22 protein-coding genes and 2 tRNA genes are annotated in these 24,885 nt (G+C 20.7%); 13 read left to right on the top strand and 11 right to left on the bottom strand.

Annotated elements, in window-relative coordinates:
- Positions 1-12 precede the first annotated feature (12 nt).
- Positions 13-258 carry a sulfurtransferase TusA family protein gene (locus tag GJT85_RS00135; protein WP_208754208.1) on the bottom strand — a complete coding sequence of 82 codons (246 nt, stop codon included), beginning with the start codon at positions 256-258 and terminating at the stop codon, positions 13-15.
- A 149-nt stretch (positions 259-407) separates the two neighbouring features.
- Between GJT85_RS00135 and recA the strand changes: the two genes are divergently transcribed.
- The 5 genes from recA (at position 408) to GJT85_RS00160 (ending at position 4,691) form a co-directional block, all read left to right on the top strand.
- Entirely contained in the window at positions 408-1,412 is a 1,005-nt protein-coding gene (gene recA / locus GJT85_RS00140) for a recombinase RecA (RefSeq protein WP_208754209.1), read from the top strand.
- A 67-nt stretch (positions 1,413-1,479) separates the two neighbouring features.
- A complete protein-coding gene (alaS, locus tag GJT85_RS00145) occupies positions 1,480-4,122 on the top strand; it encodes an alanine--tRNA ligase (protein ID WP_208754211.1) in 2,643 nt (880 codons plus the stop codon).
- 117 nt (positions 4,123-4,239) lie between these two features.
- Positions 4,240-4,425 (top strand): carbon storage regulator CsrA, encoded by a 186-nt coding sequence (gene csrA, locus GJT85_RS00150; RefSeq protein WP_208754213.1) that lies wholly within the window; start codon positions 4,240-4,242, stop codon positions 4,423-4,425.
- An 85-nt stretch (positions 4,426-4,510) separates the two neighbouring features.
- Positions 4,511-4,598, top strand: a tRNA-Ser gene (locus GJT85_RS00155).
- 20 nt (positions 4,599-4,618) lie between these two features.
- Positions 4,619-4,691, top strand: a tRNA-Arg gene (locus GJT85_RS00160).
- A gap of 112 nt (positions 4,692-4,803) precedes the next feature.
- On the opposite strand, the gene dapD is transcribed toward GJT85_RS00160, so the two are convergent.
- The 7 genes from dapD to hisS form a co-directional block, all read right to left on the bottom strand.
- The gene (dapD, locus tag GJT85_RS00165; RefSeq protein WP_208754215.1) at positions 4,804-5,628 is read right to left on the bottom strand and encodes a 2,3,4,5-tetrahydropyridine-2,6-dicarboxylate N-succinyltransferase; all 825 of its coding nucleotides are present in this window, start codon (positions 5,626-5,628) and stop codon (positions 4,804-4,806) included.
- Between the two features lie 73 nt (positions 5,629-5,701).
- Positions 5,702-7,681, bottom strand: coding sequence for an NAD-dependent DNA ligase LigA (gene ligA / locus GJT85_RS00170; protein ID WP_208754216.1), 1,980 nt, complete (start codon positions 7,679-7,681; stop codon positions 5,702-5,704).
- Between the two features lie 36 nt (positions 7,682-7,717).
- Positions 7,718-9,109 carry a cysteine--tRNA ligase gene (gene cysS, locus GJT85_RS00175; protein ID WP_208754219.1) on the bottom strand — a complete coding sequence of 464 codons (1,392 nt, stop codon included), beginning with the start codon at positions 9,107-9,109 and terminating at the stop codon, positions 7,718-7,720.
- A gap of 102 nt (positions 9,110-9,211) precedes the next feature.
- Positions 9,212-10,621, bottom strand: coding sequence for a replicative DNA helicase (gene dnaB, locus GJT85_RS00180; protein WP_208754221.1), 1,410 nt, complete (start codon positions 10,619-10,621; stop codon positions 9,212-9,214).
- 76 nt (positions 10,622-10,697) lie between these two features.
- Positions 10,698-11,681, bottom strand: coding sequence for a tRNA dihydrouridine(20/20a) synthase DusA (dusA, locus tag GJT85_RS00185; protein WP_208754222.1), 984 nt, complete (start codon positions 11,679-11,681; stop codon positions 10,698-10,700).
- Positions 11,682-11,746: 65 nt separating this feature from the next.
- A complete protein-coding gene (gene der / locus GJT85_RS00190) occupies positions 11,747-13,090 on the bottom strand; it encodes a ribosome biogenesis GTPase Der (protein WP_208754224.1) in 1,344 nt (447 codons plus the stop codon).
- 54 nt (positions 13,091-13,144) lie between these two features.
- Entirely contained in the window at positions 13,145-14,434 is a 1,290-nt protein-coding gene (gene hisS, locus GJT85_RS00195) for a histidine--tRNA ligase (RefSeq protein ID WP_208754226.1), read from the bottom strand.
- A 233-nt stretch (positions 14,435-14,667) separates the two neighbouring features.
- Between hisS and tadA the strand changes: the two genes are divergently transcribed.
- From tadA to GJT85_RS00210, 3 genes are read left to right on the top strand one after another with little or no spacing between them, the layout of a single operon-like run.
- Positions 14,668-15,120, top strand: a complete 453-nt coding sequence (gene tadA / locus GJT85_RS00200; RefSeq protein WP_208754229.1) for a tRNA adenosine(34) deaminase TadA — start codon at positions 14,668-14,670, stop codon at positions 15,118-15,120.
- A gap of 32 nt (positions 15,121-15,152) precedes the next feature.
- Positions 15,153-16,403: a serine hydroxymethyltransferase gene (gene glyA, locus GJT85_RS00205; RefSeq protein WP_208754230.1), complete on the top strand. Its 1,251-nt coding sequence runs from the start codon at positions 15,153-15,155 to the stop codon at positions 16,401-16,403.
- 43 nt (positions 16,404-16,446) lie between these two features.
- Positions 16,447-17,007: a DJ-1 family glyoxalase III gene (locus tag GJT85_RS00210; protein WP_208754231.1), complete on the top strand. Its 561-nt coding sequence runs from the start codon at positions 16,447-16,449 to the stop codon at positions 17,005-17,007.
- A gap of 100 nt (positions 17,008-17,107) precedes the next feature.
- Here GJT85_RS00210 and nusB read toward each other — a convergent pair whose 3' ends face one another.
- The 3 genes from nusB to ribD are packed head-to-tail and all read right to left on the bottom strand — an operon-like array spanning position 17,108 to position 19,147.
- Complete coding sequence (gene nusB, locus GJT85_RS00215; RefSeq protein WP_208754232.1) at positions 17,108-17,527, bottom strand: transcription antitermination factor NusB; 420 nt, start codon at positions 17,525-17,527, stop codon at positions 17,108-17,110.
- Positions 17,528-17,538: 11 nt separating this feature from the next.
- Entirely contained in the window at positions 17,539-18,021 is a 483-nt protein-coding gene (ribH, locus tag GJT85_RS00220; RefSeq protein WP_208754233.1) for a 6,7-dimethyl-8-ribityllumazine synthase, read from the bottom strand.
- A gap of 1 nt (position 18,022) precedes the next feature.
- Positions 18,023-19,147 carry a bifunctional diaminohydroxyphosphoribosylaminopyrimidine deaminase/5-amino-6-(5-phosphoribosylamino)uracil reductase RibD gene (gene ribD, locus GJT85_RS00225; RefSeq protein ID WP_246212276.1) on the bottom strand — a complete coding sequence of 375 codons (1,125 nt, stop codon included), beginning with the start codon at positions 19,145-19,147 and terminating at the stop codon, positions 18,023-18,025.
- A gap of 347 nt (positions 19,148-19,494) precedes the next feature.
- Between ribD and leuA the strand changes: the two genes are divergently transcribed.
- From leuA to GJT85_RS00250, 5 genes are read left to right on the top strand one after another with little or no spacing between them, the layout of a single operon-like run.
- Entirely contained in the window at positions 19,495-21,024 is a 1,530-nt protein-coding gene (leuA, locus tag GJT85_RS00230) for a 2-isopropylmalate synthase (RefSeq protein WP_208754234.1), read from the top strand.
- Between the two features lie 36 nt (positions 21,025-21,060).
- On the top strand, positions 21,061-22,152 hold the full coding sequence (gene leuB / locus GJT85_RS00235) for a 3-isopropylmalate dehydrogenase (protein ID WP_208754235.1): 1,092 nt from the start codon (positions 21,061-21,063) through the stop codon (positions 22,150-22,152).
- An 8-nt stretch (positions 22,153-22,160) separates the two neighbouring features.
- Positions 22,161-23,558 (top strand): 3-isopropylmalate dehydratase large subunit, encoded by a 1,398-nt coding sequence (gene leuC / locus GJT85_RS00240; RefSeq protein ID WP_208754236.1) that lies wholly within the window; start codon positions 22,161-22,163, stop codon positions 23,556-23,558.
- Positions 23,559-23,563: 5 nt separating this feature from the next.
- Positions 23,564-24,166 carry a 3-isopropylmalate dehydratase small subunit gene (gene leuD, locus GJT85_RS00245; RefSeq protein WP_208754237.1) on the top strand — a complete coding sequence of 201 codons (603 nt, stop codon included), beginning with the start codon at positions 23,564-23,566 and terminating at the stop codon, positions 24,164-24,166.
- Positions 24,167-24,185: 19 nt separating this feature from the next.
- Positions 24,186-24,860, top strand: a complete 675-nt coding sequence (locus GJT85_RS00250) for an adenylate kinase family protein (protein ID WP_208754238.1) — start codon at positions 24,186-24,188, stop codon at positions 24,858-24,860.
- Positions 24,861-24,885 lie beyond the last annotated feature (25 nt).

A 24,885-nucleotide genomic window follows, 5' to 3' on the forward strand; every position in this document is an offset into this window, starting at 1 on the left:
AAATATAACATACTATTTTTGTATTAAAAATACATAGGGTAAAATATTAGTTTGTTTTTTTATTATTTTAAAATTCATAAAATTACAAAAACTTATAATATCTAATTTTACTATATTATTATTTGTAGTAATTAATAATGTATCATCTTTTTGCATACAATCAGTTTTTTTTTTTAATTTTATAATTGTATAAGGACACTGTAAGTGCATTAAATTTAAATTATATGTGGGTATTATGTTAATTTTATTTATTTTCATTATAATTAAAGTATAATTATTAAATATAAAAATTAAAGTTTAATAATTAATATATAAGTTAACTAATATATTCAAAACATATATTTTTATAAATTTTTAATAGTTTATTCAAATTACACATCATTATTTATTAATATAAGGTTTATTTCGTGAATATAGAAGAAAAAAAAAAAATATGTTTGGATGATGCTATTAATCAAATAGAAAATCAATTTGGCAAAGGTTCTATTATGAGATTAGGTGATAATAGAACTATGGATATAGAATCTATTTCAACTGGCTCATTAACTTTAGATATAGCGTTAGGTATAGGTGGTTTACCAATTGGTAGAATAGTAGAAATATATGGTCCTGAAGCTTCAGGAAAAACTACATTAACATTACAAATTATAGCAGAAGCACAAAAAACAGGAAAATTATGTGCTTTTATTGATGCAGAACATGCTTTAGATCCTATTTATGCAAGCAAACTTAATGTTGATATTAATAAATTATTATGTTCGCAACCTGATACTGGAGAACAAGCATTAGAATTATGTGATGCATTAGCTAAATCTAAAATAATAGATTTAATAGTTATAGATTCTGTTGCAGCATTAACACCTAAAGCAGAGATAGATGGTGAAATCGGTGATTCTCATATAGGATTAGCAGCACGTATGATGAGTCAAGCTATGCGTAAATTAGCTAGTAATATGAAACAATCTAATACATTATTAATTTTTATTAATCAAATTCGTATGAAAATTGGAATAGTATTCGGTAATCCTGAAGTTACAACGGGTGGTAATGCATTAAAATTTTATTCTTCTGTTAGATTAGATATACGTAAAATTGGCAATGTAAAACAAGGTGATAATATTATTGGCAGTGAAACAAGAGTTAAAGTAGTTAAAAATAAAGTTGCTGTACCTTTTAAACAAGCTGAATTTCAGATTATATATGGATTAGGTATTAATCTTTATGGTGAATTATTAGATTTAGGAGTTAAACAAAACTTTATTGAAAAATGTGGATCATGGTATAGTTATCAAAATGAAAAAATTGGACAAGGAAAATATAATGCTATTAATTTTTTAAAAAATAATAAAAAAATATCTAATGAACTTGAAAAAAAAATAAGAAGTTTATTTTTACCAAAAACTATTATGTAGATATAATATTTAAATATTATATATTATATATTATATATAATCTTATTAAATATCAGGATTATATTATATGTTTTTAACAACAGAAAAAATTCGGCAAATATTTTTAAAATTTTTTAAAAATAAAAATCATCAAATTTTAACAGGTAGTTCTTTAATACCTCATAATGATAATTCTTTATTATTCACTAATGCTGGAATGAATCAATTTAAACAATATTTTTTAGGACATACTGTTCCAAAAATAAAAAATATTGCTACAATACAAAAATGTATACGTGTAGGTGGTAAACATAATGATTTAAATAATGTAGGTTTTACCAATAGACATCATACATTTTTTGAAATGTTAGGTAATTTTAGTTTTGGCGATTATTTTAAAAAGGAAGCTATTACTTTTGCTTGGGAATTATTAACAGATATAAAATGGTTTAATTTAGACAAAAATAAAATTTTTATAACAGTATATTATACTGATAAAGAAACTTATAATTTTTGGTTAAATAATATAGGTATTAATCCAAAACATATTATTATTATATATGATAATAATAATCAATTATATAATTCAGATAATTTTTGGCAAATAGGAGATACCGGACTATGTGGTCCATCTACAGAAATTTTTTATGATTTAGGTGAACAATTAACTGGTAATATATATCAGAATAATTTAGGAGAACGTTTTATAGAAATCTGGAATATTGTATTTATACAATTTACTAAAAATATTAATGGTGAAATTATTTCTTTGCCAATTAAATCTGTTGATACTGGCATGGGATTAGAAAGAATTAGTAGTATTTTGCAAAAAGTTAATTCTAATTATAAAATTGATATTTTTCAAAAATTTATTCAATATATTGCTGGTGTTTTAAACCTTAATTTTTATGAACATAATTCTTTAAATGTTATTGCCGATCATATGAGATCTATTATTTATTTAATATCATCAGGAATTATACCAGATAATGAAAAAAGAGGATATATTTTAAGAAAACTTATAAGAAGAGCTATTAATCATGGGAAATTATTAGGTTATCAAAATAATTTTTTATATAAATTAGTACATTTTTATATTAATGAAATTACTTTTAAAGAAGATAAAAAATATTTAAAAGAACAATATAATTTTATTAAAAACATTATTCATAATGAAGAAAATAATTTTAATTTAATTTTAAATAAAGGAACTATATTATTAAATAATGAATTAAAAAAATTAAAAAATAATATTTTAGATGGTCATACTATTTTTTATTTATATGATACTTTTGGTATATCTTTAGATATAATAAAAAATATATGTCAAAAAAAAAATGTACAAATTGATTATCAACAATTTAAGATATATTTAAATAAACAACAACAACGATCTAGAGAAAATAGTAATTTTAAAAATAAAATTAATATTTATTATAAAAAACAAATTTCTAAATTTATTGGATATTCAACATTATCTACTAAGAGTATAATATTAAATATTTATATAAATGGGATAATAGTTTCTTCTGTTAATAAAGGCAATACTGCAGAAATAATACTAGATTATACTCCATTTTATGGAGAATCAGGAGGACAAAAAGGAGATATAGGATATTTATATAAAAATAAAAAAAATATTTTTCAAGTAATCAATACTACTATAAATGGGAATATAATTATTCATACTGGCATAGTTATCCAAGGAATTTTTTATAAAGATGATAATATTATAGCTGAAATAGATATAATTTATAGAAATAAAATTAGTAAAAACCATACAGCAACACATTTATTAAATTATAGTTTACGTAAAATATTAGGTAATGTTATACAACAAAAAGGTTCTTTAATTACAGAAAAATCCTTAAGATTTGATTTTTCTTATTTAAAAAAAATTACACAAGAACAGATTCAAAATATAGAAAATATAGTAAATCATTATATATTTAATAATTATAGTATAAATATTTTTTTTGAAAAAAAAAATAATATTACTTTAAATGATAATATTATTTATTTAAAAAATGAACAATATGATAGTACTGTTCGTATAATAGATATTGGTAATTTTTCTAAAGAATTATGTTGTGGTACACATGTATCTACTACATGTGAATTAGGGTTATTTAAAATTATAAAAGTTCTAAATATAGCACATGGTATAAAACGTATACATGCCATTACTCATAATTATGCTATTGAATACATACAAAAACAAAATAATATTATAAAAAATATTGTTAATATATTTAAAATAGATGAAAAAAATATTATTGAATATATTAATAAATACAGAACTAAAAATAATATTTTACAACAAAAATTAAAAGAGTTAGAATTATATATGTCTAAAGAAATAATGAAAAAAATATTAAAAAATAATATTATATTAAATAATATTAATATTTTTATTAGTGGCCTATATACTTTTAATCCTGAATTATTTAATTATATATTAAAAAATATAATATCAAAATTTAATAAAACTATTATAGTATTATCAACACAATGGAATAAAAAAATATTTATTTTTATTAAAATTACAAAAAATATTATTAATATAAATGCTGTAAATATTCTTAAGAAACATATAAATCATCATATTATTAAAGTTATAGGAGATTCATTAGTAGCAAAAGCAATTATGAATATTAATGAAGATGAATATTATATATTTATATCTAAAATAAGAACTTCTATTTTAAATACAATAAATTCTTTATATTAAAAAAATAATATTTCATTATTTTGTATATTAAAATATCATATTATGATGTATATTTGATTATAAAAAAATTAGATTCATGATTAATAATATTATTATATTTTTGCAAGGAGAAAAGGAATGCTTATTCTTACTCGAAGAGTGGGAGAAACACTTATGATTGGTGATAAAGTAATAGTTACTGTATTAGGTATAAAAGGAAATCAAGTACGTATTGGTGTTAATGCTCCTAGAGAAATAGCTGTACATCGTGAAGAAATATATCAACGCATTCAAGCAGAAAAAAATCAGCAAACGATTTGCTAATTACATATATATTAGTATATAATTGTTCAAACTAGTTAAATTTATAATTTTATATTATATAAAAAAATTATTAATGAAATTACTAGGTGAGATGGCCGAGTGGCTGAAGGCGCACCCCTGCTAAGGGTGTATATGATAATATCATATCGAGGGTTCGAATCTCTCTCTCACCGTAAATCTAGAATATTATTATGCACCTGTAACTCAGTGGATAGAGTACTCGGCTACGAACCGAACGGTCGGAGGTTCGAATCCTCCCAGGTGTAATTATTATATGCATTACTCACAATAAAAATATAGTCATTAATATTTTTTAAATTATTTTACGTAAAAGATAATAATAATATATTATTGATTAATTTTTTTTAACTACACCTTTTAATCTGACTGATGTAAAATTTCATTTATTTGAATTTTATTTAAAGTTTTTGCATTTACTTTTTTAACTATAACTGCACAATATAAACTATATTTACCATCTTTTGTTGGTAAATTACCAGGTACTACTACAGAATATTTTGGTACTCTTCCATAAAAAAGTTGTCCAGTATTTCTATCATATATTTTAGTACTTTGTCCTATATATACTCCCATAGAAATTACTGATCCTTTTTCTACTATAACACCTTCTACAATTTCTGAACGCGCACCTATAAAACAATTATCTTCTATAATAGTAGGATTATTTTGTATTGGTTCTAATACTCCACCAATACCAACACCACCGGAAATATGTACATTTTTACCTATTTGTGCACATGAACCAATTGTTGACCATGTATCAATCATTGTTCCTTTATCAATATAAGCACCTATATTAACAAAAGAAGGCATTAATACTGTATTATATGAAATAAAAGAACCATATCTTATAGTAGCAGGAGGAACAATACGACAACCTATTTCTTGAAATTGTTTTTCTGTAAAATTATTAAATTTTAAAGGAATTTTATCATAAAAATTACTATAATTTTCATGAAATAATATATTTTTACTTAATTTAAAATATAATAAAATTGCTTGTTTAATCCATTGGTTTGTAATCCATTTATCTTGTTTTTTTATAGCAACTCGTATTATACCATTATTTAACATATCTACTGTTTTATAAACTGCTGTTATTAGTTCTTTATTATTTATAATTTTGCTATTAACATTATTATTAATTAAATAATGTTCTATTATACTTTGTATTTTTTCCATGTATTTTATTTTTTAAAATAATGATTTTAATTAATAATATATCATAAATATTTTTATTTAAAAAAAATAAAATTTATAATGATAAAATTTTTATTATATTTTTTTCATATAAAATACTAATTTGATTATTTTTTGCTTGTATAATTTTTTTACCAGGATTAGTTCCTACAATTAAATAATCAATATTACTAGATATATAATTAAAAATATTAGCATTTAATAATTTTAATTTATCTATTAATTTAGATCTTTGAATTATGAAAAATGTACCAGTAATAACTACATTTTTTTGATAAAAGAAATTATTATATATATTATTATTCTTATTATAAATAATATTTATTTTTTTAGTTAACATTTTAATATAATCAATATTATTTTTATCTTTTATAAAAAATAAAATATTATTTGCTGTTTTTTTGCCTATACCAGAAATTTTAAGTAAATCTGCTACATTAGATGATAAAAATATTTCTAATGTTTGAAAATGTTTAGCAATATTATTAGCTGTTGTAATACCTATATCTTTTATACCTAAAGCAAATAAAAATTTTGAAAAAGATATTTCTTTAAAATTATATAAAGATAATAATATTTTTTTAATATTTTGTTCACCTATATTAATTTTTAATAATTTTTTTTTATTTAATTGAAATAAATCAATAGCACTAAAAATAAGATTATTATTTACTAATTTTTCAATTAATTTTGTACCAATATAATTAATATTCATAGCTTCTGTAGAAATAAAATGTTTTATATAATTTATAAATTGAGCTTTACATTTATAACCAGCAGAACAATATAAAATATTATTAATATTTTTATATAATTTTGAATTACAACTAGGACATAATACTGGAATATTAATAGGACTAGTATTTGAATTAGTTCTATTTATTTTTATCACATGTATAATTTTTGGAATAACATCACCACAACGTTGTACTACTATAGTATCACCAATTCTTAAATCTAATCTAAATATTTCATTTATGTTATATAATGTAGCATAACTAATATTTACACCTAAAATTTTAATAGTTTCAAAAAAAGCAATTGGTGTAATTATACCAGTACGACCTACTTTGAAATATACTTTTTTTAAAATACTATTTTGCTCTTGTGATGGAAATTTATATGCTATAGCCCATTTAGGTGCTTTAGTACTATTACCAAGTTTTTGTTGTATATATAAATTATTAATTTTAATTACAATACCATCAATATGATATGGTAATTTATATCTATTTCTTTTAAAAAACCTATAAAATTTTATTATATCTTGAAAATTTTTATAAGTATGTATATATTGAGCAACTGGTATACCATAAGATTTTAATATATATAATAATTCTATATGACTTTTATTTAAAAAATTTTCTATATAACCAACACCATAACAAAAAAAATTTAATAATTTTAAATATTTATTTTTATTATGTAAACGTAATAATCCTACAACAGCACTTCTAGTATTAGCAAATTGTTTATTAATCATCAAATATTGTTTATTTAAAAAATTAAAATTTTGTTTAGAAATAAAAATTTCTCCACGTATTTCTATAATTTTAGGTATATTATTTCCTTGTAATCTTTTAGGAATATCTTTAATACATAAAATATTATTTGTAATATTATCACCAAAATATCCATTTCCTCTAGTAATACCATGTATTAATATACCATTTTTATATAAAAGATTAATTGCCATACCATCAAATTTTAATTCACAACAAAAAAAATTTTTTTCTTTCATAATATTTAAAGGTAGTAAAGGTGCAAAAAAATTTTTGTAAAAATGTTTGACTTTAAAAGTATTATTTAGAGATAACATAGGTACTTTATGTTTAATTTTTTTGTTATTATTTAATAAAATATCACCAACATATTGAGTAGGGGATGTTTGTTTATTCAAATAATGTATATTTTTTTCTAAGTGTTCTAATTTAATAACTAACTGATCATACTGATAATCAGTAATTTCAGGTTTATTTAAAACATAATATCTATAATTATGATATTGTATTTGTTGGCGTAATTTATTTATCATATTTTTACACAATATTATAAAATTTTACAAAAAATATTATATTTTTTTCCATGTTGTATGATTATTATTATCTTCTAAAATAATATTTTCTTTTTTTAAAAGATCACGAATATTATCAGCTTTATCCCATAATTTTTTTTTTCTTGCATTATTTCTTTGTTGAATTAAATTTTCAATTTCATATTTTTTATATGTAGTAATTTTATTATGTTGTTCTAAATATTGTTTAGGATTATAAAAAAGTATTCCTAAAATATTACCTAATTTTTTTAATAAAAACATAAAATATTGATATAATAATAATTTATTATGTATTTTAGCATGATAAATTTGATAAGATATTTTAAATAAAATACTATATGCTTTAGGAGTATTAAAATCATTATTCATAGCTTTATAAAATTGATCTTCTAAATCATGTTTAATATTAATAACATTATTTTTTTTAAACTTATCTATAGAATATATAGATTTATATAATTTAGTTATAATAATACTAGATTGTTGTAATTTATATTCTTGATATATAATAGGACTACGATAATGTGTAATAGTAAAAAAATATCTAATAACTTCTTCATTATATTTTAATAATATATCTTTTAATTTAATATTATTATTTAAAGTTTTAGACATTTTTTTATTGTTAAAAATTATCATACCAGTATGTATCCAATAATTTACATGAAATTTTTTGTTAGCACATATTGATTGTGCTATTTCATTTTCATGATGTGGAAAAATTAAATCATTTCCTCCACCATGTATATCAAATTTATGTCCTAAATATTTATGACTTATAGCAGAACATTCAATATGCCAACCAGGTCTGCCATATCCCCAAGGTGATAACCAACCTATTTTAGTATTATCACATAATTTCCATAAAACAAAATCTTGATAATTTTTTTTAAAAAAATTATTTTGTAAATTTTTATGTAAAGTATGAATTTTTATATGAGATAATTGACCATAATGTTTATAACTTTTAACAGAAAATACTATATCTCCATTTTTTGCAATATATGCATTATTATTTTTTAATAAAATATCAATAATATTAAAAATTTCTGTAATATGTTCTGTAACTTTAGGTTCAATAGTAGGACATATAATATTTAATTTTTTAAAATCTATATGCATAGCATTAATCATTTTTGATACAATATTATTAATATTTTTTACACAATTATTAGATAATTTAATAATTTTATCATCAATATCTGTAATATTTCTTATATATTTAACTTTATAACCTAAAAATTGAAAATATCTAATTATTATATCAAAAATAATAAAAGTTCGTCCATGTCCTATGTGACACATATCATATGGGGTAATGCCACAAACATATATTGTTATTTTATTATTATAAATAGCTTGAAAAATTTCTTTTTTTTTACTTAAAGTATTAAAAATTTTTAACATAACTATTTCCATTATAAGTTTATATACAATAATTTTTTTTATAAACTAAAATATTTTATATAAAAAAAATTATAAATTACACATAATAAATACAAATATATTTTATTTAATACTATTATCATAGTAATCTATATAATTATCAAACCGTGCAATTTTATTATTAAATGTTAATTTAATATTGCCAACAGGACCATTACGCTGTTTTCCAATAATAATTTCTGCAATACCCTGTAATGGACTATGTTCATTATAAATTTCATCTCTATAAATAAACATTATCAAATCAGCATCTTGTTCTATTGAACCTGATTCTCTTAAATCTGAATTCATTGGACGTTTATCTGCTCTTTGTTCTAAAGATCTATTTAATTGTGATAAAGCTATTACTGGGACATGTAGTTCTTTAGCAAGTGATTTTAAAGAACGGGAAATTTCTGTAATTTCTAATGTACGGTTAAAAGATAAAGAAGGGACACGTATTAATTGCAAATAATCTATCATAATTAAACTTAACCCATTAAATTCTCTAAATATTCTGCGAGATCGTAAACGAATTTCTGTAGGTGTTAATTCAGAAGAATCATCAATATATATATTTTTTTTTTTTAATAAATTACTCATAGTACCAGATATTTTTTTCCAATCATTATCATTTAATTGTCCAGTACGAATTTTACTTTGTGATACTCTAGATAATGAAGCTAACATACGCATCATAATCTGTTCACATGGCATTTCTAAACTAAAAATTAATACAGGTTTATCTTGTAACATAGCTGTATATTCACAAATATTCATAGCAAAAGTTGTCTTACCCATAGCAGGTCTAGCAGCAATAATAATTAAATCAGATTTTTGTAAACCTGCTGTTTTTTTATTTAATTCATAATATCCAGTATCAATGCCAGTTACACCATTGTTAGGTGTTTTATAAAATGATTCTATTTTAGAAACAGTTACTTCTAAAACTTCATCTATATTTTTTGGTTTAGTATCTTTATTAATACGTTTTTCTGCAATTTGAAATATACGAGATTCAGCTAGATTTAATAAATCTTCACTTTTTCTACCATTAGGGAAATAACCTGCTTCTGCTATAGCATTAGCTGCTGTAATCATTTCTCTTATAATTGCTCTTTCACGTACAATATCTATATAAGCATATATATTAGATATACTAGGAATGTTTTTTGATAATTCAGCTAGATATGCAAACCCTCCTACTTGATTTAATTTATTTTTATTTTCTAATGCTTCAGATAATGTAATTAAATCTATAGGTTTGCCAATATCAATTAATACATGCATTTCGCGAAAAATAATCTTATGAGATATAATAAAAAAATCTTCTATGATAATTTTTTCTATCACATAATCCCATCTATGATTATCTAACATTAAAGATCCTAATATTGATTGTTCTGCTTCTAAAGAATAAGGTGGAATTTTTATATTTTCAACTTGCAAATCTTTTGTAAATTTTAATTTGTTTTTAATATTATTAATTGTCATAAATTATGAAGTGTTAATTTTAATAAAAATAAAAATAATATATAAGTATAGTATATATTATTAGAATATAAACTTCTTATTTTATATAAGATAATGCTTTATTAAGTACTTGTATACTAGTATTTTTCATATAATTATTTTTATTATTTATATAATGTTTAAATTTTTTTGATCCTGACATACCATGAAAAAAATTTAATATGGGTTTGATAATAGTATAAAAAGAAACTCCTTTTTTTAATTCAGTTTCTATATATGGAAATATAGATTGTATAATTTTAACAGGATGTATATTATTTGTACTATCAAAAAATATATTTTTATCTATATATGTTAATAATCTAGGATTATTAAATATTTCTCTTCCTAACATTACACCATCAAAATATTTTAGGTGTTTTTGTACATCTATTAATGTTTTAATACCACCATTTATTGTAATTGGTACTTTAGGAAAATTTTTTTTAATCTGATATACAACTTTATAATTTAAAGATGGTATTTTAAAATTTTGTTTAGTAGTTATTTTATTATTATATAATAATGCTTTTCTAGCATGGATAATAAATCTTTGACAACCATTATTATATAATGAATCTATTAATTCATTAAGAAAAATATAACTATTATCTTCATTAATGCCAATACGTGTTTTGATAGTAATAGGTATATTTACACTATCAGACATTGATTTAATACAATTTATTACAATATGAAGATTATGCATTAAATAAGCGCCAAAATTTCCTTTTTGAGATCCTATAGAAGGACAACCCATATTTAAATTAATTTCCTTATAACCTATTTTTTCTGCATATTTAGAATACAAAGATAATAATTTAGGATTATTACCAGCTAATTGTAGCACCATATTATTATCATGATAATTTGTTAATAAAATATTTTTATTATATGTTATAGTATTACAATGTATCATTTCAGTATATAGAAGAGATTTTTTTGTTAAAAATCTATAAAATAATCTACAATATTTATTAGTACGATTTAACATAGGTGCTATTTCAAAACGATAATAATTTATTTTTTTGTTAAAGTTCATAATATCTAATATTTTTAATAAAATTATTAATAAATATTATATAATATATAAAATTAATCAAACATTTATTTTTTAATATAAGGATTAGTATTGTCTTTAAATTTAAATAATATAGGTATACCAATATATGTGAGTTGTTTAGAAAAAAAATTTATTAAATAACGTTTATAATGTTGATTCAGTTTTGTAACATAATTGCCATGTACTAATAATATTAATGGACAATATTTAATTACGTGAATATATTTAATTTTTATTATTTTTCTCTTATACATATTAGGTTTGACAGCATTTATAGCGGCATATAAAATTTTCATTAATTTAGAAGTTTGTATATTAGTTATTGAAAGATTATATATTTGGTATATTAGTTTAAAAACTTTATTTATACCTATACCAATTTTTGCTGATATATATGTAATAGGTAAAAATTTAAATTTTTTATAAATAAAATGTTGCATATTATGATAAATATTCAATGTAATTAAATCAAATTTATTAATTATAATTATAATAGGTTTGCCTTGTTTTATTATATATTCTATTAAAGATATATCTTGATTATATAAATTTTGTTTAGTCCCATCTAAAATAAACAAAACTATATTAGATTCTTTTATAGATATAAGTGTTTTATTTATTGATTCTAAACTTATAGAACAGTTTGTTTTTTTTTTAATACCTGGTGTATCAATTAAGATAATATCATAATTATATTTGGTCTGTAATGTAATATAAATACTATTTCTAGTAGTCCCGGGTAAATTATTTACAATAACTCTATCTTTTTTAAGTACTTTATTAATAAATGTAGATTTACCTACATTAGGCATGCCAATGATAGATACTTTAATAATTTGTTTTTTATAAACATATTTGTTTTTATTAATAAAATTAGTATTTTCTTTTTTATATAATGTTTTTATATATGAATAGATTATTTTATATAATTTTTTATTATCTTTATAATTATAAAGATCAATTTTAAAAAAAATTAATCCTAATGACATAAAATCAAGAATATTAATTTGTTCTTTTGTATTAATTATCATTATTACTTTTTTGTTGTATGATCTAACAATTTTAATAAATTCATAATCAATATTATTTAAAATAGTACCTCTAATTAATAAAATAACTAAATGAGATTCTATAATAGCTTCTATAGTTTGTTTTTTTACTAAGTGTAAAACATTATCTAATTTATTATTATTTTGGTAGAAATTACCAGTATCAACACATATATAAGGATATTTATTAATTATAGCATATCCATATTGTCTATCTCGTGTAAAACCAGGAATATGATTCACAATAGCCATATTTGTTTTAGTTAAAATATTATATAAAAAAGATTTTCCTGTATTATTATCACCTAATATAGTTATTATCGGATAGTTATAATTCATAACTTTATTCTCTTTATTAAATAAATTATAATATTGATTATATAAAAAAATATTTTATTTATTGTTTAATAAATCAGATAATATTATTATTAATTTATTATTTGGTATATTAATTTGTTTTTTTTGATATAAATCTTTAATTGTAATAGTTTGTGTTTTTATTTCTTTAATTCCTATAATAAATACAAAATGAGTATTATACTTTATAGCTTTAATAATTTGTTTTTTTATATTAGAAAAAAAATAACTAATAATAATTTTTAAATGTGGAAAATGATTTAAAATTTTCTCTCTTATCTGTATTGTTTGATATAAAATATGATCATTTGTCATAGGAATTAAACAAATATCAATTTTATTATGTAATGAAAAATTTATAGCATGTACTTTTTTTATTAATAATAATACTCGTTCTATACCAATAGCACAACCCATACCATTTATATCATTTTTACAACTCATTTTTTTTATTAAATCATTATATCTACCACCACCACAAATTGTCTTAGAAGCACCTATATTTTTTGTTGTCCATTCAAATACAATATCATTATAATAATCTAAACCACGAATTAAATTATTATTAATATTAAATTTAATATTCATTTTTTTTAACATCTGACATAATTTATTAAAATTATTTATACTTTTTTCATCTAAATATTCTTCTAATTTAGGTGCTTTAATAAGTAATTGTTGTGTATTATAATTTTTACTATCTAGAATTCGTAAAGGATTTGTATTAATTTTATTTATACTATCTGAATCTAATAAATGAATATTATTTTTTAAAAATAATATTAATTGATTAATATAATTTTGACGAATCGTAATTGAACCAATAGAATTAATTTCTAATGCTACATAATCTATTATGTTTAATTTTTTCCATATATTATATGTAATAATAATAATTTCACAATCAATATATGGTTCTGGCAACCCAAATGTTTCTATGCCAATTTGATAAAATTGTCTGTATCTTCCTTGTTGTGGGCGTTCATATCGAAACATTGGTCCTATATACCATAAACGATTATTTGTACTATATAATAAATTGTTTTCTATAATTGCTCTAATACAACCTGTAGTACCTTCTGGTCTTAATGTTAAAATTTCACCATTTTTATCATATAAATTATACATTTCTTTTGTAATGATGTCTGTATATTCACCAATTGTTTGTTGAAATAATTGTTGTTTTTCTACTATAGGTATTTTAATTTCATAATATCCATAATTTTTTAGTATATTTTTGATTTTTGTTTCAATAAATTCCCATAATATAGTATCGGGAAAAATATGATCATGCATGCCATAAATGGAAGTAATTGTTGTACTCACTATCAATATCTCTTAAAATGTTAAAATATTTTATAATTATATATTGTTATATTTCACTTATTTAATAAAAATATTTACATAATTACAATAAATAATTTATTTTAATTCTATAATAATTTTTAAAATATGTATATTATAAAAATAAAGATATAATATTTATTTTTTATATAAATAATTGATATTATTCATATAATGTAATTTACTTGAATATAAATAATTAATAGTATAGTATAATGAATAATGATATTTACTGGATGAGATATGCATTAAAATTAGCATATGTAGCTAAAAAAAAAGGTGAAGTTCCTGTAGGAGCTGTAATTATTAAAAATAATAAAATTATAGCTGAAGGTAAAAATAGTTCCATTATATATAATGATCCTACAGCACATGCAGAAATTATAGCATTACGTGGTGCTGGCATGTATTTAAAAAATTATAGATTATTAGATACAACTATGTATGTTACATTAGAACCCTGTATTATGTGTTCAGGAGCAATTATTATTAGTAGAGTTAGTCGTTTAGTATTTAGTATATATAATAAAAAATACTATAATAGTACAGGAGCTTTTATTGATTTATTAGGATTATATAACATTAATTATCGTATTAAAATTCACACAGGTATCTTAGTAAAAGAATGTACTAATTTAATACAAGATTTTTTTCAAATTAAAAGATAACAATAATTTGATTGTTAAGGTGGTTATATATATTGATTAATAATGAAATATATTATAAAAAAGATAAAATAATTTGGGATATTATTAAAAAAGAAATTATAAGACAAGAAACAAATATTAATTTAATAGCTTCAGAAAATTATGTTTCTCAAGAAGTTATGCAAATACAAGGTTCACAATTAACTAATAAATATGCAGAAGGATATCCGAATAATAGATATTATGGTGGATGTAAATATATTGATCAAATTGAAAAAATAGCTATTATAAGAGCTAAAAAATTATTTAAAGCAGATTATGTTAACGTGCAACCTCATTCGGGTTCACAAGCTAATTTTGCAGTTTATAATGCTTTATTAAAGCCTGGCGATATTATTTTAGGACTAGAATGTTCTCATGGAGGTCATTTAACACATGGATCTAAAGTAAATTTTTCCGGAAAAATATATAAAAGTATATTTTATTATACTAATAATTTAGGACATATAGATTATAATAATATTTTAAAATTAGCAAAAAAATATAAACCTAAAATGATTATTAGTGGTTTTTCATCATATTCAGGTAAATGTAATTGGAAAAAAATACGTAATATAGCCAATTTAATAAATGCATATTTTTTAGTAGATATTTCACATATTGCTGGATTAATAGTAGCAGGATTATATCCTAATCCATTACCACATGCACATGTTGTTACAACGACTACTCATAAAACATTAGCTGGACCAAGAGGCGCTATTATATTATCTTCTAAAAAAAATAAACATTTATTTAATTTATTAGATAAAGGAGTGTTTCCAGGTAGTCAAGGAGGACCATTAATGCATATTATAGCTGCTAAAGCTACAGCATTCAAAGAAGCTTTAAATAAAAATTTTATTATATATCAAAAAAAAATATTAAAAAATGCAAAATTAATGGTTAAAATTTTAACTTATAGAAATTACCATATTGTTTATAAAAATACTTTTAATCATTTATTTATTATTGATCTTACAAATAAAAATATCACTGGTATAGAAGCTGAAAAACTACTAGAAAAATATAATATTATTGTTAATAAAAATCTTATACCTAACGATATACATCCTCCTACAGTAACTTCTGGCATTAGAATTGGTACTCCTGCTGTTACAAGAAGAGGTTTAAAAAAACGAGATATTATTCTAATATCTAATTTTATAGCTGATATTATTGATAATAAACATATAAATTTAATAAATATAAAAGAAAAAATATTAAATATATGTAAAATATATCCTATCTATTATAGGAAATAATATTTTATATAAAAAATATATTTTTTATGGAGATACATTACTTATGTTAAAAAAATCTTCTGTTATTATATGTGTAACAGATGGTATAGAAGATATAGAAACTATAACATGTATAGATATACTTACACGAAGCAATATCAATGTATTAGTAGCAAGTACTACTAAAAAATATAATATTAGATGTGCTTATGGTACTCATTTAATGAGTAATGTTTTATTAAAGGATTTAAAAATTAATAAAAATCATGCTGCAATCATCTTACCAGGAGGATTACAAGCAGCAGAACATTTTGCAACAAATAATTTATTATTATCTATTTTAAAAACATTCAAAAAAAATAAAGCTATTATAGGCGCAATATGTGCATCACCTTCTATTGTATTAATTAAAAATAATATTTTTCCTACAGCTAAAATGACTGGATTTTTAGGATTGAAAAATTTAATACCTTATCAACAATGGTCAAAAAATTCAGTATATTGGGATGATATAAATAAATTATTAACAGCACAAAGTGTTAAATATGCTATTTCTTTTAATTTAAAATTAATTGATATTATTTTAGGTCCTCAAATAGCACAAAAAATACAATTATTATTGTAATATATGTTATATTTTTTATATTATAAGAATATATTATTTCATTATTCGTTAATTAATAAAAAAAATATTATTAATATATATGTCATCAATAACATACTAGTTATACTCTAATTTTGTTAACAATTTTATCTAAAACACCATTAATAAATTTATAACTATTATCAACTCCACCAAATATTTTAGCTAATCCAATACTTTCATTAATAACTACTTTATATGGAATATCTAAACGATGAATTAATTCATATAATGAAAGTCGTAAAATTGCTTTTTCAATTTGTCCTAATTCTAATAAACTTCTTGATAAAAAAGGTTTCATGATATTATCTAAATATATGCTATGTAAAATTACACCTTGAATTAATTCATTAAAATATTCCATATCTATATGTTTGATATCTTTTATAGATTCATTTATAAAATAATATTGTATATCATTAAAATTATTATGAGATATTTGCCAAGAATAAATAGCTTGTAGGGCGTATTTACGTGCATAATATCGTTCTTTATATTTCACTATTTTGCCTATTAATTTTTTAATAATTTTATTGATTTAAATATATTTATCATTTCTAATAATGTTAATGCAGATTCTATGCCTGGATTACCTATTTTATTATTAGATTTTTCTATAGCTAATGTTAAACTATCAGCAGTTAATATACATAATGTAATAGGCATATTATATTTAATAGTTAAATAAGAAATTGTATTATAAATTTCTCTAGCTAAATATTTATGATGTAATGTTTGTCCTTTAATAATAGTACCAATTGGTATTATACCATCATATATATTTTTTTGTATTAATAATTTAGTTGTTATAGATAATTCATAAACTCCTGGAACCCAAATAATAGTAATATTTTTTTTTTGTATAATACCTAATCTTTCTAATGTATCTATAACCAAATTTAATAAATTTTTATTTATACACATATTATATCTTGCTATAATTATAGCTATATAAATATTATTTTTTGTCACTATACCTTCACTAATAATTTTCATATTATGTCCAAATTTGTGTTTTTGTTGGTCTTAAAATTAATTTTAAATCTTTAGATATCATTTTAATTTTATGAAAATTAAAATGTAATACATTATTAATATTATTAATTTTTTTTATATTACATAAATTTAATGCATTATGTCCAAATAATTTAGGTGTCATATAAATAATTAGTTCATTTATAAAATTATTTAAAATTAAAAATCCAGATAAAATACTTCCTGCTTCTATTAAAATATTATTAATATTCATTTTACCTAATATTTTAAATAAATATTTTATATCAAAATATCCCTTGTTTAATGGAACAATTATTTGTTGCACATGTTTAGGCCATATATTTATATTATATTTTGATTTAATTAATATTATTTTTTCTGGTATAGTAATTATTTTATGAAATGGTGTAATTTTATTAGTTCTATCTAAAATAATTCTAATTGGTTGACGTAAATATTTTTTAGGATATTGACTTTTAATATTTTTTGATAATTTATGCCAATGAACTATTAAAGTCGCATTATCTTTAATAACAGTTTGACTAGTACTTAAAATAGCAGAACTTTGTGCACGTAATTTATACACATCTTGCCTAGATTTTTTACATGATATCCATTTACTAATTCCATTACATAATGCTATTTTACCATCTAAAGATGATGCTAGTTTTAATGTTATATAAGGAACACCATATAACATTCTTTGAAAAAAACCATGATTAATTTTTTTTGCTTCTTTAGCTAAAATATTATGAGTTATTTTAATGCCAGATTTTATAAGTGTTTCTAAACCTTGTCCATTTACTTTAGGATTTGGATCTTTAGTTGCTATAACAACACGATGAACTTGTGCTTTTATTAAAGCTATACAACATGCAGGAGTATTATTGTTATAATTACATGGTTCTAAAGTAATATATACTGTTGATCCTTTAGCATTAATACCTGCCATTTTTAATGCATAAATTTCTGCATGTGCTTTTCCTGTTTGAAAATGATAGCCGGTACCAATTATTTTATCATTTTTAACAATTACACAACCTACATTAGGATTAGGTGTAGTAGTATATATACCTATTTTAGCTAATTTTATTGCTTTCATCATATAAAAATTATCTTTTAACACATGTTAATTACCTTATATAAATAAAATATAAATAATATGATAAAATATATTATAAAAAATTTAAATATTTATATAAAAAAAATGTATTTTTATATAAAATATAAATTAATAATTTTTAATATTTTATTATATATGAACTAACAATTTATTTTTATTAAAATAACATTTTTTATTTCAATTTTTTTGATTATATATTATATAACATATAATAATTTTATTTCTTATATAACAAATATATAAATATTATAATTTTATATATTTAATTTTAAATTAATAATCTTATGTTTTAAAAGATCAATATTAATACAAAATTAAATTTTAATTTCATTAAAATGGATAATTTTTTTATGAAAAAACAAATTATTATTTTGGATACTACATTACGTGATGGTGAACAATCATTAACATGTAGTTTGAGTACTCAAACAAAAATTGATATTGCATTAGCATTAGAAGATATGGGTGTTGATATAATAGAAGTTGGTTTTCCTGTGTCGTCACCAAAGGATTTTAAAACTTCTCAAAAAATATCACAAATTATTAAAAATAGTACTATATGTGGTTTAGCACGTTGTAAAGAAAAAGATATAGATTTAGTATATGAAGCATTAAAAAAATCTAAAAATTTTAGGATACATATTTTTTTAGCTACTTCACCTATACATATTATAACTAAATTAAAAACTAATTTAAATAATATTATAGAATGTATAACGTTTATGATTAAATATGCAAGAAGATATACTAATAATATAGAATTTTCTTGTGAAGATAGTACAAGAACACCTATTAATGATTTATGTCTCGTTATAGAAGCAGCTATTAAAGCTGGTGCTACTACTATAAATATACCGGATACAGTAGGTTATACATTTCCAGAAGAGTATAATAATATAATATTATCTTTAAAAAATAAAATATATAATATTGATAAATGTATTATTTCTGTACATACACATAATGATTTAGGTATGGCTGTTGGAAATACTATTTCTGCAATTAATGCTGGTGCAAGACAAATTGAAGGTACTATTAATGGTATAGGTGAAAGAGCTGGTAATTGTGCTTTAGAAGAAATTATTATGGCTTTATATACAAGAAGACATAGTTTAAATTTTTATACAAATATTAATTATAATAAGATTGCATATACCACTAAATTAGTTAGTAAACTTTGTAATATACCATTATCTATACATAAACCAATTATTGGTGAAAATGCTTTTGCACATTCTTCAGGGATTCATCAAGATGGTATTATAAAAAATAGAGAAACGTATGAAATTTTTAATCCTAATATTATAGGTTTGAACTATAAAAAATTAAATTTAACAGCTAAATCAGGTCGGGCAGCTTTAAAATATCATATGGAATTAATGGGTTATAAAGATAATACTTATGATATTAATGTATTATATAATAATTTTATTAAATTAGCTGAAAAAAAAGGACAAATATTTAATTATGAACTTGCTTCTTTAGCTTTTAATAATAAAATTGATAATGAAATAACTTTTTATTCATTAGTAAATTTTAATATTAAATTCCATGATAATAAAATTACTATTGTAACTATTAAATTAAAATGTGGTGATATTTTACATATTGCAACAGATCAAAACCAAGAATATTTATATGCTATACATAAAGTAATAGAAAGAATAACTAATTATAAATTTAAAATAGTTAAATATAAGTTAGTTTCTAAAAGTTCTTCTACTAAATCAAAAAATAAAGTATTTATTCAAATAAATTATAAAGGTAATATATTTCATGGATTTAGTATATCTAATAATATTATGAAAACATCTATATTAGCTATTATTGATAGTTTAAATCATATATGGAAATTTGAAAAAATAAATAATAATATATAAATCATTAATAATCATGCAAAAAATAGGTAATTATATATGAATAATACATTTAAAATAGCTATATTACCGGGAGATGGTATAGGTCCTGAAGTCATGAAACAAGCCATTAAAGTATTAAATAAAGTTACAAAATATTTTAAAGAAAATATTATTATTAATACATTTAAAGTTGGTGGCACTGCTATTAATACTTATAACGAACCATTGCCGAAAATTACATTACAAGGTTGTGAAGAATCTAATGCAATATTATTTGGTTCAGTAGGTGGTCCAGAATGGGAATATTTACCTTTACAAAAAAAACCAGAAACTGGTTCATTATTAAAATTAAGAAAACATTTTAATTTATTTGCTAATTTAAGACCATCTTATATTTATAAAGATTTATATTCTTTAAGCCCATTAAAAGAAGAGATTTTAATTAATGGATTTAATATTATATGTGTAAGGGAATTAACTGGAGGTATCTATTTTGGTCAACCGAAAGGTAAAATTAATAATACAAAAAATGTATATGCTTTTGATACAGAAATTTATTATATATATGAAATTGAAAGAATTGCTAAAATTGCATTTAATATTGCTTTAACAAGACAAAAAAAAATCTGTTTAATTGATAAAGCAAATGTATTATATACATCAGTATTGTGGAGAGAAGTATTACAAAAAATATCTCAACAATATCCAACTGTAAAATTAACATATATGTATATAGATAATGCGGTTATGCAACTAATGAAAAATCCAGCACAATTTGATGTAATACTTTGTTCTAATTTGTTTGGTGATATTATTTCAGATCAGTGTGCTATGATTAGTGGTTCAATTGGTAATTTGCCTTCTGCTAGTTTAAATAATAATAATTTTGGGTTATATGAACCAGCTGGTGGGTCAGCACCTGATATTGCAGGTAAAAATATTGCAAATCCTATTGCTCAAATTTTATCACTTTCTATGTTAATTGAATATAGTTTAAAAAATACGTATGTTTCACAAAATATTAATAATGCTATTATAAAAACATTAGTACAAGGTTATAGAACTCCAGATCTTGTGTGTCATACAAAACAAGAAAAGATTGTTACAACAGAAGATATGGGGAATATAATTACAGATAATATAATATAGGTCGAAAAATGTGTAAAACATTATATGAAAAAATATATGATAATCATCAAATTTGCATTATGGAAGATAATATTGCATTACTATATATTGATAGACATTTTATTCATGAAGTTACTTCGCCTCAAGCATTTAATGCATTAAAAATAAAAAAACGTAAAGTTTATAGACCTGAAAAAACATTTGCTACCATGGATCATAATGTATCCACATTAGTACAAGATATTAATGTATCTAATATTAATGCAAAAAAACAAATGAAAACATTAATAAAAAATTGTAATGAATTTAATATATTATTATATGATGTATATCATCCCAATCAAGGTATTGTACATGTAGTAGGTCCTGAACAAGGTATTACATTACCTGGAATGACAGTAGTTTGTGGTGATTCACATACTTCAACACATGGAGCATTTGGTGCTTTAGCTTTTGGTATTGGCACTTCAGAAGTAGAACATGTATTAGCAACACAAACTCTAAAACAAAATAAATTTAATAATATGTTAATTATAATTAATGGTGTAATTCCTAACAAAATTACAGCAAAAGATATCATTTTATTTATTATTAAAACAATTGGAATTAGTGGTTGTAATGGTCATGTAGTTGAATTCCAAGGTAATGTTATTAAACAATTAAGCATGGAAAGTAGAATGACTATATGTAATATGTCCATTGAAATGGGTGCAAAATCTGGATTAATAGCACCAGACGATATTACTTTAAAATATTTAAAAAATAAGAATTTTGTTCCAAAATATCAATATTGGCAAGATGCTAAAAAATATTGGAAAAATTTATATAGTGATAAAAATGCTTATTTTCATAAAATTTTTAATATAAATATTTCTAATATTGCTCCACAAATAACATGGGGTACTAATCCAGAACAAACAATTGGTATTGATGAAACTATTCCTTTACTAAAAAATATAAAAGATAATAATAAAAAAAAATCTGCATATAAAGCATTAAATTATATGGGGTTAGAAGAAGGTATGAAATTAACTAATTTAGAAATTAATAAGGTTTTTATTGGTTCTTGTACTAATTCCCGTATTGAAGATTTAAGAAGTATTGCCAAAATCGTATTCAATAAAAAAGTTAATAATAATGTACAAGCAATTATTGTGCCAGGTTCACAAATAGTAAAAAAACAAGCAGAAAAAGAAGGTTTAGATAAAATTTTTCAAAATGCTGGTTTTGAATGGAGATTACCAGGATGTTCTATGTGTTTAGCAATGAACGATGATAAATTATTACCCAAAGAACGTTGTGCTTCAACTAGTAATAGAAATTTTGAAGGACGTCAAGGTAGAAATAGCAGAACTCATTTAGTTAGTCCAATGATGGCAGCAGCTGCTGCAATTCATGGTTATTTTGTTGATATAAGAAATTTATAATAAAAATGAAAAATAAAAAATTAACATATGAAGGTATTATAGCACCTTTAGATATTGCCAATATAGATACTGATGTTATTATACCTAAACAATTTTTACAAAAAAATAAAAAAAATGGTTTTGGTATAAACTTATTTTATAATTGGAGATATTTAGATAATAATAAAACTTTAAATCCAAATTTTATTTTAAATAAAAAAATATTTAAAAATACTAGTATTTTATTAACTAGAGATAATTTTGGTTGTGGATCATCTAGAGAACATGCACCATGGGCTTTATTAGATTATGGCATTAAAGTTATCATTGCAACAAGTTATGCAGATATATTTTATAATAATGCTATTAATAATAAATTATTATTAATTACTTTAAATAAAAAATATATTGATCAATTATTTTATATAGTTATCCAACATCCAGGTATTTTTTGTAAAATTGATTTAGATAAAAAATTAATTATAGTACATAAAAAATATTTTAATTTTCAAATTAATAAATTTATTTTGAATTTTATCATTAGTGATTTAGATCAAATAGATATTACTATGAAATATTATAAAAAAATTAATATGTTTGAAAAAAAACATTATTATTTTTTTTCTTAAAAAGAATGAGAATCATAATATGCGTATAATTTTATTAGGAGCTCCTGGGGTTGGTAAAGGAACACATGCTAGATTTATAGCAGAAAAATATAATTTACCTAATATTTCTATTGGCAATATTTTACGTCATTATATGTTAAATAACAATACTGATTTAGCTAGAGAAATTAAAAATAATATTAATAAAGGTTTAATGGTATCTGATAATATTACTATAAAAATTATAAAAGAACGTTTGTCTAATAAAGATTGTAAAAATGGATTTCTACTAGATGGTTATCCTCGTAATATAGTACAAGCTAATATATTAATTAAAGAAAATATTAATATTGATAGTGTTATTGAGTTATATATTCCTTATAATCAAATTATTACAAGAATTTTAGGAAGAAGAATACATGAATCTTCTGGACGTACTTATCACATGATATTTAATCCTCCTAAAATATATGGTAAAGATGATATTACTGGGGAAATACTTATTAGAAGACCAGATGATAATATTATTACTATTAATAATAGATTAACAGAATACTTAAAACAAACTAAACCATTAATTAAATATTATCAAAAACAATCATTACAAAAAAAATTTTTATATAAAAAAATTAATAATACTTTATCTATTATAGAAGTTAAAAATAAAATAGATTTTTTTTTACAACAATATATTAATAAAATAAAAAATATATAATTTTTATATTAAAATATTGATAATA

It is taken from the genome of Enterobacteriaceae endosymbiont of Neohaemonia nigricornis (assembly GCF_012571795.1).
Lineage (GTDB): Bacteria > Pseudomonadota > Gammaproteobacteria > Enterobacterales > Enterobacteriaceae.

Coding starts and splice junctions, on each gene's coding strand:
- csrA (WP_208754213.1), top strand. CDS start 4,240: ATGCTTATTCTTACTCGAAGAGTGGGAGAAACACTTATGATTGGTGAT.
- dnaB (WP_208754221.1), bottom strand. CDS start 10,621: ATGACAATTAATAATATTAAAAACAAATTAAAATTTACAAAAGATTTG.
- cysS (WP_208754219.1), bottom strand. CDS start 9,109: ATGTTAAAAATTTTTAATACTTTAAGTAAAAAAAAAGAAATTTTTCAA.
- dusA (WP_208754222.1), bottom strand. CDS start 11,681: ATGAACTTTAACAAAAAAATAAATTATTATCGTTTTGAAATAGCACCT.
- dapD (WP_208754215.1), bottom strand. CDS start 5,628: ATGGAAAAAATACAAAGTATAATAGAACATTATTTAATTAATAATAAT.
- alaS (WP_208754211.1), top strand. CDS start 1,480: ATGTTTTTAACAACAGAAAAAATTCGGCAAATATTTTTAAAATTTTTT.
- GJT85_RS00210 (WP_208754231.1), top strand. CDS start 16,447: ATGTTAAAAAAATCTTCTGTTATTATATGTGTAACAGATGGTATAGAA.
- leuD (WP_208754237.1), top strand. CDS start 23,564: ATGAAAAATAAAAAATTAACATATGAAGGTATTATAGCACCTTTAGAT.
- tadA (WP_208754229.1), top strand. CDS start 14,668: ATGAATAATGATATTTACTGGATGAGATATGCATTAAAATTAGCATAT.
- leuA (WP_208754234.1), top strand. CDS start 19,495: ATGAAAAAACAAATTATTATTTTGGATACTACATTACGTGATGGTGAA.
- GJT85_RS00250 (WP_208754238.1), top strand. CDS start 24,186: ATGCGTATAATTTTATTAGGAGCTCCTGGGGTTGGTAAAGGAACACAT.
- leuB (WP_208754235.1), top strand. CDS start 21,061: ATGAATAATACATTTAAAATAGCTATATTACCGGGAGATGGTATAGGT.
- ribH (WP_208754233.1), bottom strand. CDS start 18,021: ATGAAAATTATTAGTGAAGGTATAGTGACAAAAAATAATATTTATATA.
- leuC (WP_208754236.1), top strand. CDS start 22,161: ATGTGTAAAACATTATATGAAAAAATATATGATAATCATCAAATTTGC.
- der (WP_208754224.1), bottom strand. CDS start 13,090: ATGAATTATAACTATCCGATAATAACTATATTAGGTGATAATAATACA.
- ligA (WP_208754216.1), bottom strand. CDS start 7,681: ATGATAAATAAATTACGCCAACAAATACAATATCATAATTATAGATAT.
- GJT85_RS00135 (WP_208754208.1), bottom strand. CDS start 258: ATGAAAATAAATAAAATTAACATAATACCCACATATAATTTAAATTTA.